The sequence below is a fragment of the Nocardia sp. JMUB6875 genome, from assembly GCF_041154655.1.
Taxonomy (GTDB): Bacteria; Actinomycetota; Actinomycetes; order Mycobacteriales; family Mycobacteriaceae; genus Nocardia.
Window position 1 is genome coordinate 1 of sequence record NZ_BAAFGR010000248.1, and the last position, 8,002, is coordinate 8,002.

The window sequence follows — 8,002 nt, forward strand, 5'->3', positions numbered from 1 at the left end:
GCCCTGCGCGCCGCCCACCCCTACGAGGAACCCGCCTACCACGTCACCGAACGCGCGACCCTGCCCTCATCCCTGGGCATCGGCCGCATCGGCGAGCTCCCGGCCCCGGAAACCTTGCGCGAGTTCACCGCCCGCGTCCGCGCCGCCCTCCCCACCACCACCTGGGGCGTCCGCGCCGCGGGCGATCCGGACCGCCTCATCCGCACCGTCGCGGTCTGCGGCGGCGCCGGAGATTCCTTCCTGGGCAAGGTCTCCCGCCTCGGCGTCGACGCCTACGTCACCTCCGACCTGCGCCACCACCCCGCCGACGAACACCTCCGCGCGGGTGGCCCGGCCCTCATCGACGCCGCCCACTGGGCCACCGAGTTCCCCTGGTGTGGCCAGGCCGACACTGTGGTCCGCACCGCACTCCCCGGCCTCGAAACCCGCGTCTCCACCCTGCGAACCGACCCCTGGACCCTCGGCGCGGCCGACTGCCACTGACCATCGCGAGCGAATGCCCAGCTCGACGCCGCGTTGGCAAATTGCGCCCGCCGATGCGGGTACGGTGGGAGTCTTGAGTGCTCTCCCTGCCACTAGGGGTTCCAGGGCTTGCCCTGACGAGTCTCGAGAGTTTGAACCGTCCATAGCGTCCAGGAGACCCTCGCGTTGAATGCCGAACCATCGATCCAGGCCAAGCTGCTCGACCTCGCCGCCGTCGACGCCGAGCTGACGCGGATCGAGCATCGCCGCAAGGTGCTGCCCGAGCAGCAGGAGGTGGCGCGGCTGGAGGGCGAGCGCACCGCGCGCAAGGACGCGGCGGTGAAGGTCGAGATCCAGATGGACGATCTGGACCGCGACATCCGCAAGCTGGAATCCGAGATCGAGGCCGTCCGCAAGCGTGAGGAACGCGACCGCGGCATGCTCACCGCCGGTTCGGTCGGCGCCAAGCAGCTCTCCGAACTGCAGCACGAGCTGGGCAGCCTGGAACGCCGCCGCAAGGTGCTCGAGGACGATCTGCTCGAGGTGATGGAGCGCCGCGAGGCCGCCGCCGCCGACCACGCGCACGCCGGCGCCAACCTGGACAAGGCCGAGGCCGACCTGGTCGACGCCGAACGCCGCCGCGACGAGGCCATGGCCGATCTGGCCGTCGCCCAGCAGCGCTGCGAATCCGACCGCGCCGCCCTCTCCAACGCCTTCCCCGCCGAGCTGCTCGCCGCCTACGACAAGCAGCGCACCCAGTACGGCGTCGGCGCGGCGCTGCTGCAGGCCCGCCGCTGCGGCGCCTGCCGCATCGAACTGGACCGCGGCGAGATCTCCCGCATCACCCAGACCGCCCCCGACGTGGTCGTCCGCTGCCCCGAATGCAGCGCGATCCTGGTGCGCACCAAGCACTCCGGGCTCTGATCCGCAGGTCGGGCGAGTAGAGCGGACCCTGCAGGTCCATAAGGACCGACGCGGCGGGCCGATACGGCGGCCGGGCGGCCGTGGTGCACGATAGGGCTGGCGGTCGGCCATGCCGCGGCGACGGCTGGGCCAGGAGCGGCGTTCCGGATGATTACGGAAGGTGAACAGCGTTGGTGGACATGGTGATCGTCGAGGCTGACGGTGGCTCCCGGGGCAATCCGGGGCCGGCCGGATACGGTGCGGTGGTGTACGACGCCGACCATGTGCGGGTGCTGGCGGAGCGGCGTGAGTATCTCGGGATCACCACCAACAATGTCGCCGAGTACCGCGGATTGATCGCGGGGCTGGAGGCGGCGGCCGAGCTCGGGGCGCGCGAGGTCGCGGTGCGGATGGACTCCAAGCTGGTGGTGGAGCAGATGTCCGGGCGGTGGAAGGTCAAGCACGAGAGCATGATTCCGCTGGCCGACCGGGCACGGCGGCTGGTCGCCGGGTTCGATCGGGTGAGCTTCACCTGGATTCCGCGCAAGGAGAACAAGCACGCGGACAAGCTCGCCAACGAGGCCATGGACGACGCGGGCACGGTGGCCGAGGTGCGCGACGCGCTCGCGGCGGAGACCGCATCGGCGGAGCGCGAGCTGACCGGGTCCGGCGATGGAACGGCCGGGTCTACCGGGGGAGAGAGCGCCCCGCTCGACGTGCGCGATGTGCTGGCACCGGAGCTGGCGGCGATGGAGGCGGAGCTGATCCGGATCACCGAGGAGTCGGCCGATTCCGGCGACAGGCTGGCCGAGGACCCGTCGGATTCTGCCGAGGACGTCGAACCGACCGAAGCCGCTGCGGCCGAGACCGTTTCGGCTGCGCCGGGGTGGACGGGGGCCGTGGGGCGGCCGACCCGGTTGCTGCTGCTACGCCACGGGCAGACGGAACTTTCTGTGCAGCGCCGTTATTCGGGGCGGGGCAATCCGGCGCTGACCGAACTCGGGCGTGAGCAGGCCGCGAAGGCCGCGAAAATGCTTGCGGCCAAGGGCGGTATCCAGGCCATCGTGTGTTCGCCGCTGGGCCGGGCTAAGGAGACCGCCGAGGCGGCGGGCAAGGCGCTGGGGTTGCCGGTGCGGGTGCTCGACGGGCTGATCGAGACGGATTTCGGTGCGTGGGAAGGGATGACCTTCCTGGAGGCCCGCGAGCAGGATCCGGAACTGCACGCGCGCTGGCTGGGCGATCCTTCGGTGCCCGCGCCCGGAGGCGAGAGCTTCGATCAGGTGCGCGAGCGCGTCGAGGCCGTGCGCCGGGATCTGGTCGCGCTGTATCCGGGCGCGAATGTGCTTGTGGTCAGCCATGTCACGCCGATCAAGACGATGCTCCAGCTGGCGCTCGGCGTGGGCCCGTCGCTGCTGTACCGGCTGCACCTGGATCTGGCCGCGCTGTCCATCGCGGAGTTCTACCCGGACGGGGGCTCCTCGGTCCGCCTGGTGAACGACACCTCGTACCTCTGAACCCCTTGTCCGCGTCCGGGATTACGGGCGCAGCGTCGCCGTCAGGAATTCGGTCTGGTCGTAGACGGCCTTCTCGAACCAGTCGTCGAAGTAGATGTCGAAGTGCCCGATGGGGTAGCGCTTCACCGTGGCGTGCTTGGTGCGCTCGGCGGCCTTCAAAGTCGGGCCCGCCGGGGCCACCGTGTCGTTGTCGCAGACCGCGTACAGCACAGGGGCTTTGATGTCCTTGACGTGCCGGACCGGGTTGTCGAACAGCGTCGACAGGCCGATGCGCGCGGCCACCTTCGGCCGGTACTGGGTGCTCTCCTCGGCCAGCCGCCCGAATCCGGCGGGGACGTCGGCGGCGCTCATGAGGGCGGCGGAATGCTTCTTACCGGCCAGCCGGGCATTGATCGGACGGCGGATGATCGGGCCCAGCAGCTGGTCGGTGACCGCGATGGTGCCGGTCTTAACCAGGCTCAGCGGACCCTTCGCCAGGGCCGAGGCGCGGCCGCTGGTGAACGGGCACTGCGCCACCACGGCCGCGATGTAATGGTCGTCGGGTGCGACCGCCAGCACATGCCCGCCGCCGAAGGAGCTGCCCCACAACGCGATCCGCGTGGCATCGATCCCGCGAATGGTGCGCGCGAACGCGATCGCGGAATGCCAGTCCTCGCGCTGCTTGGCGATATTGATCACCTGCCGCGGCTCACCGCCGCTGGCCCCGAAATGCCGGTAATCGAAGGCCAGCGCCGCCATTCCGGCCGACGCGAACCGCCGGGCATAGCGGTCCAATCCCATTTCCCGGTCCGCCCCCAGCCCGTGACCCATGACCACCAGCGGGCGCGGCTTGGGCGGTCCATCCGGGAGATACAGCCATGCGGCACACTGCTCGCCACCCGAAGGGAACCCCACCTCGACACGCTCCATGGCCCATTACCGTACCCTGGTGGCCGCGGACGAGTCGGTCGGGCGGCCGCGGCGAAGGGAACGGGGCACGCATGTGCCGCAGCCCGTCGCCGAGGAAAGTCCGGACTCCACAGAGCAGGGCGGTTGTTAACGGCAACCCGGGGTGACCCGCGGGACAGTGCCACAGAAAACAAACCGCCGGTGGGCCGCACTTCGCGAGAAGTGCACCGCCGGTAAGGGTGAAACGGTGCGGTAAGAGCGCACCAGCGCGCCGGGTGACCGGTGCGGCTAGGTAAACCCCGCCCGGAGCAAGGTCGAAGGTCGGACTCGCGAGAGTGCGACTGCGCAGGTGTCCGAGGGCTGCTCGCCCGAGCCTGCGGGTGGACCGCTCGAGGCACCCGGCAACGGTGTGTCCAGATGGATGGTCGCCACCGGTGGTTCGCCACCGGGACAGGATCCGGCTTACAGACCGACTCGTCCGCCCAGTAACTCTCGAAACCCTCAGGGGCAAGCCCCTGAAACCCCGAACCCCTGCGACGTGGCATGTCGCGTGTACCGATGTTGCGGGGTTGTTATCTCGTCGCAGGGGCGATCTTTCGGGTGCATGATGGAGCTACACCATCGGATTTCCGGTGGCGCGGAAATACTTTCGCGGAGTGAACAATGGATGTTCTGTATCTGTTGATTGCCTGGCTGGCGGCGATTGTCGTGATCGGCGGAGTGGCGTTGGCCTCGGGGGTTCGGGTTGTCGCCCAATACGAGCGCGGGGTGGTTTTGCGGCTCGGGAGAGTGCGGGCGGTGCGGGAGCCGGGGATGCGGGTGCTGATCCCGGCGGTGGACAAGATGCAGAAGGTGTCGATGCGGGTGGTCACCATGCCGGTGCCGGCGCAGGAGGGGATCACGCGGGACAACGTCACCGTTCGGGTGGATGCCGTTGTGTACTTCCGGGTGATCGACCCGGTGCGGGCCATCATCGAGGTGCAGGATTATCTGTTCGCGGTGGCGCAGGTGGCGCAGACTTCGTTGCGGTCCATCATCGGTAAGAGCGAGCTCGATGATCTGCTGTCCAATCGCGAGCAGCTCAACAAGGGCCTCGAATTGATGATCGACAGCCCGGCGCTGAACTGGGGCGTGCACATCGATCGCGTGGAGATCAAGGATGTGGCGCTGCCGGATGCGTTGAAGCGCTCCATGTCTCGCCAGGCCGAGGCCGAGCGGGAACGGCGGGCGCGCGTCATCTCCGCCGAGGGCGAACTGCAGGCGTCGGCGAAACTGGCCGAGGCGGCGGCGAACATGTCCCAGGCCCCGGCGGCGCTGCAACTGCGCTTCCTCGAGACCGTGGTTCAGGTTGCGGCGGAGAAGAATTCGACGCTGGTGCTGCCGTTCCCGGTGGAGTTGCTCCGGTTCCTGGAACGCAGCGGCAACCAGTCCGTGTCCGGGCAGGCCGCGGATTCCGGTGAGACTTCCGAACAGGCCGCGTCGACCGGGCAGCCCGCTATGCCGGATCAGCCCGCCACCCTCGACCCGAAGGCCGTCCACGAACTCATGGCCACTCTGGCCCAGCCCGCCATCCAGGAGGCGATCGCCGAACTGGAGCGGCGCGGCGGCGAGCAGGCGCTGCCGGACCCCGGCAAGCGCGACACGCTCACCGCGCCCGACCGCCCCGGCCTGGCCGGGACACAAGGGGCGCAACGGAAGACGAACGCGTCGGGAGAGCTCGGCGCGGGCTAGGAGTCGGCGCGGCGCGGGCACCGGGCCCGGGCGCGACCGGCGGATGAAGATGAGGAAGAAAGACATGGCGGGACTGATTCAGCCGGCGGCCGTCGTGGTTCTGTTCGGGATCGCGTACGGATTCAAGTTCTTCAGCGCCAAGTTCCCGGGCGGGCTGCGCGGCGAGTAGATCGAGGCCGGGCGGACGAGCGGGGTGACCGACACCGCTCGTCCGTTTCCGTGCGAAGACCCCGCGGTTGGATGAGAATTGCGGCGCGCCACCTTGCGTGTATCGGCGCGGCTCGGCGTGTCGAGCGGGTTATCTGCTCTGAACTGGCACCGAACGTGATCGACGTCATAAAGTGTTGCGCGTTGGAAAGTTCCGTTGCGGTCCGCAACGGGCGAAGGGCTCAACAAACGTCGGAAAGCAGGTCTCGTCTAAATGCGAATTGCTCGCAAACTGGCAGTGGGTGCGCTTCTTGCCGCTGCCGCTTCCGTTTCGGTTGTGCTGGGTTCCGGGTCCGCCTCCGCGGTCGCGGTGACCCCGCTGCCGGGTGGGGTGCAGGTCGATCTCACCCCGGCGGATACCGCGTGGGTCGCTCAGAACCACTTCGGGCAGGTCATCGCGGGCCTGCCGCACCCCTCGGCCGCTTCCTTCGGTGAAGCGCTGGATTCGGCGGCGGCGTTGTCGTCGCAGTATCCGGACGGCCGGGTGGTGTTCACCGTGTACGGTCCGTTCAACGAGCTGAACGGAACCATGCTGGCCCTCCAGTAGGGCTAGCCTTTCGCAGTGGAACTGCATCAGCGGATCGTCTCAGCGCCGGTGGACTTCGGCGCTGTCCGAACCGAATTCGGATTGGCCTCGGACTATCCCTCCGAGGCCGTCTCGGAAGCCCGCGACGCGGCGGACGCGTTCGCGGGTACCCGAGTCGACCGGCGTGAGATTCCGCTGGTCACCATTGATCCCCCGGGCGCCATGGATCTGGATCAGGCATTGTGCCTGACGCGCACCGAGAGCGGATTCCTCCTCTACTACGCCATCGCCGATGTGGCCGCCCTGGTCGTCCCCGACAGCGCGCTGGCCCGCGAATCCCTGGCCCGCGGCCAGACCTTCTACTTTCCGGACGGCACCGTCCCGCTGCACCCGCCGGTGCTGTCCGAGGACCGCGCCAGCCTGCTGCCCGACGTGGATCGCCCCGCCGCGCTGTGGACCATCGAATGCGATGCGCACGCGGTCCCGCAGCGCTATTCGGTAACCCGCGCCCTGGTCCGCTCGCGCGCCCGCCTCGACTACTCCGGCGTGCAGGCCGACGCCGACGCCGGCCGCCTGCACCCCTCCATCGCGGCGCTGCCCGAATTCGGCCGCCTGCGCATCGAGGCCGGAATTCGGCGCGGCGCGATCACCCTGCGCCTGCCCGCGCAGACGGTTATCCGTGACGACGAGCAAACCGGTATCGATCATTGGCAATTGGCCATCGAACCGCGCACCGAAGCCGACGATTGGAACGAACAGGTCTCCCTGCTGACCGGCATGTGCGCGGCCCGAATCATGCTCGATGGCAATAACTCGAACGGCTCCGGCAACCACGCGCGCGGCGGCGAGAACATCGGTTTGCTGCGCACCATGCCGCCGCCTGCGCCCGCGGCCATCGAGTCCATGCGGCGCACCGCCACCGCGGTCGGCGTGGCCTGGCCAGCCGACGAGTCCACGGGCCGCATGCTCGCGGCGCTGGACTGCAATACGCCCGCCGCGCTGGTTCTCATGTCCGAGGCCACCGGACTGCTACGCGGGGCCTCCTACACCATCCTCGACGGCCAGGCCCCGGACACCTTGCAGCACAGCGCGATCGGTGCGCCTTACGCCCACGTCACCGCACCCCTGCGCCGCCTGGCCGACCGCTACGCCACCGAGATCTGCCTGTCCTACTGCGCGAACACCGAAGTCCCGCAATGGGTTCGCGACGGCCTCGCCCCCGTGGTCGACACCATGCGCCGCACCGACGCCCTCGCGGGCAAGGTGGAGCGGGCCTGCGTGGATCTGACCGAGGCCACCATCCTGTCCCCGCGCGTTGGCACCGACTTCGACGCGGTGGTGCTGCGCGAGGCCAACGGCACCCGCCCCGCCGAGATCTTCATCGACACCCCGCCGGTCCTGGCCAAATGCACCGGTGGTCCACCCGAGGGCAAGCACGTCCGCGTCCGCTTGGATACGGCCGATCCCGGCACCCGCACAGTCACTTTCAGCTATCCGCCGAAGCAGGAGTAGGGCAGTCATGGCGATTCAGCGAATGGACAACGTCCTCATCGTGGTCGAGGACCTCGACGCGGTCATCCCCTTCCTCGTCGAACTGGGCATGGAATTGGAAGGCCGCAGCCCCGCCGAGGGGGCCTGGGTGGAACGCATCATCGCCCTCGACGACGTCCGCCAGGAGGTCGCCATGCTCCGCACCCCCGACGGCCACGGCAAGATCGAACTGGCAATGTTCCACACCCCCAAGCCGATTCGGCCCGACCCCACCCCCGCC

7 protein-coding genes, 1 other RNA gene and 1 pseudogene are annotated in these 8,002 nt (G+C 69.0%); 8 read left to right on the plus strand and 1 reads right to left on the minus strand.

Annotated elements, in window-relative coordinates:
• From ACAM49_RS36585 to ACAM49_RS36595, 3 genes are all read left to right on the plus strand, one after another.
• Nucleotides 1-483: Nif3-like dinuclear metal center hexameric protein (locus ACAM49_RS36585; RefSeq protein ID WP_369640111.1), on the plus strand; the 483-nt coding region annotated here is incomplete at its 5' end.
• A gap of 165 nt (nucleotides 484-648) precedes the next feature.
• Complete coding sequence (locus tag ACAM49_RS36590) at nucleotides 649-1,386, plus strand: zinc ribbon domain-containing protein (protein WP_369640112.1); 738 nt, start codon at nucleotides 649-651, stop codon at nucleotides 1,384-1,386.
• A 179-nt stretch (nucleotides 1,387-1,565) separates the two neighbouring features.
• Complete coding sequence (locus ACAM49_RS36595) at nucleotides 1,566-2,879, plus strand: bifunctional RNase H/acid phosphatase (protein ID WP_369640116.1); 1,314 nt, start codon at nucleotides 1,566-1,568, stop codon at nucleotides 2,877-2,879.
• A 21-nt stretch (nucleotides 2,880-2,900) separates the two neighbouring features.
• Here ACAM49_RS36595 and ACAM49_RS36600 read toward each other — a convergent pair whose 3' ends face one another.
• On the minus strand, nucleotides 2,901-3,788 hold the full coding sequence (locus ACAM49_RS36600) for an alpha/beta hydrolase (RefSeq protein ID WP_369640113.1): 888 nt from the start codon (nucleotides 3,786-3,788) through the stop codon (nucleotides 2,901-2,903).
• A gap of 30 nt (nucleotides 3,789-3,818) precedes the next feature.
• Here ACAM49_RS36600 and rnpB point away from each other — a divergent pair.
• The 5 genes and pseudogenes from rnpB to ACAM49_RS36625 all read left to right on the plus strand — a co-directional run.
• Nucleotides 3,819-4,248: RNase P RNA component class A (gene rnpB / locus ACAM49_RS36605), an RNA gene on the plus strand.
• A 197-nt stretch (nucleotides 4,249-4,445) separates the two neighbouring features.
• Nucleotides 4,446-5,186, plus strand: a pseudogene (locus tag ACAM49_RS36610) (SPFH domain-containing protein); the annotation flags it as partial.
• Between the two features lie 796 nt (nucleotides 5,187-5,982).
• Complete coding sequence (locus ACAM49_RS36615) at nucleotides 5,983-6,252, plus strand: hypothetical protein (RefSeq protein ID WP_245568542.1); 270 nt, start codon at nucleotides 5,983-5,985, stop codon at nucleotides 6,250-6,252.
• Between the two features lie 15 nt (nucleotides 6,253-6,267).
• Entirely contained in the window at nucleotides 6,268-7,743 is a 1,476-nt protein-coding gene (locus ACAM49_RS36620; protein WP_369640114.1) for an RNB domain-containing ribonuclease, read from the plus strand.
• A gap of 7 nt (nucleotides 7,744-7,750) precedes the next feature.
• On the plus strand, nucleotides 7,751-8,002 hold a 252-nt coding region (locus ACAM49_RS36625), incomplete at its 3' end, for a VOC family protein (protein ID WP_369640115.1).

Coding starts and splice junctions, on each gene's coding strand:
- ACAM49_RS36595 (WP_369640116.1), top strand. CDS start 1,566: ATGGTGATCGTCGAGGCTGACGGTGGCTCCCGGGGCAATCCGGGGCCG.
- ACAM49_RS36600 (WP_369640113.1), bottom strand. CDS start 3,788: ATGGAGCGTGTCGAGGTGGGGTTCCCTTCGGGTGGCGAGCAGTGTGCC.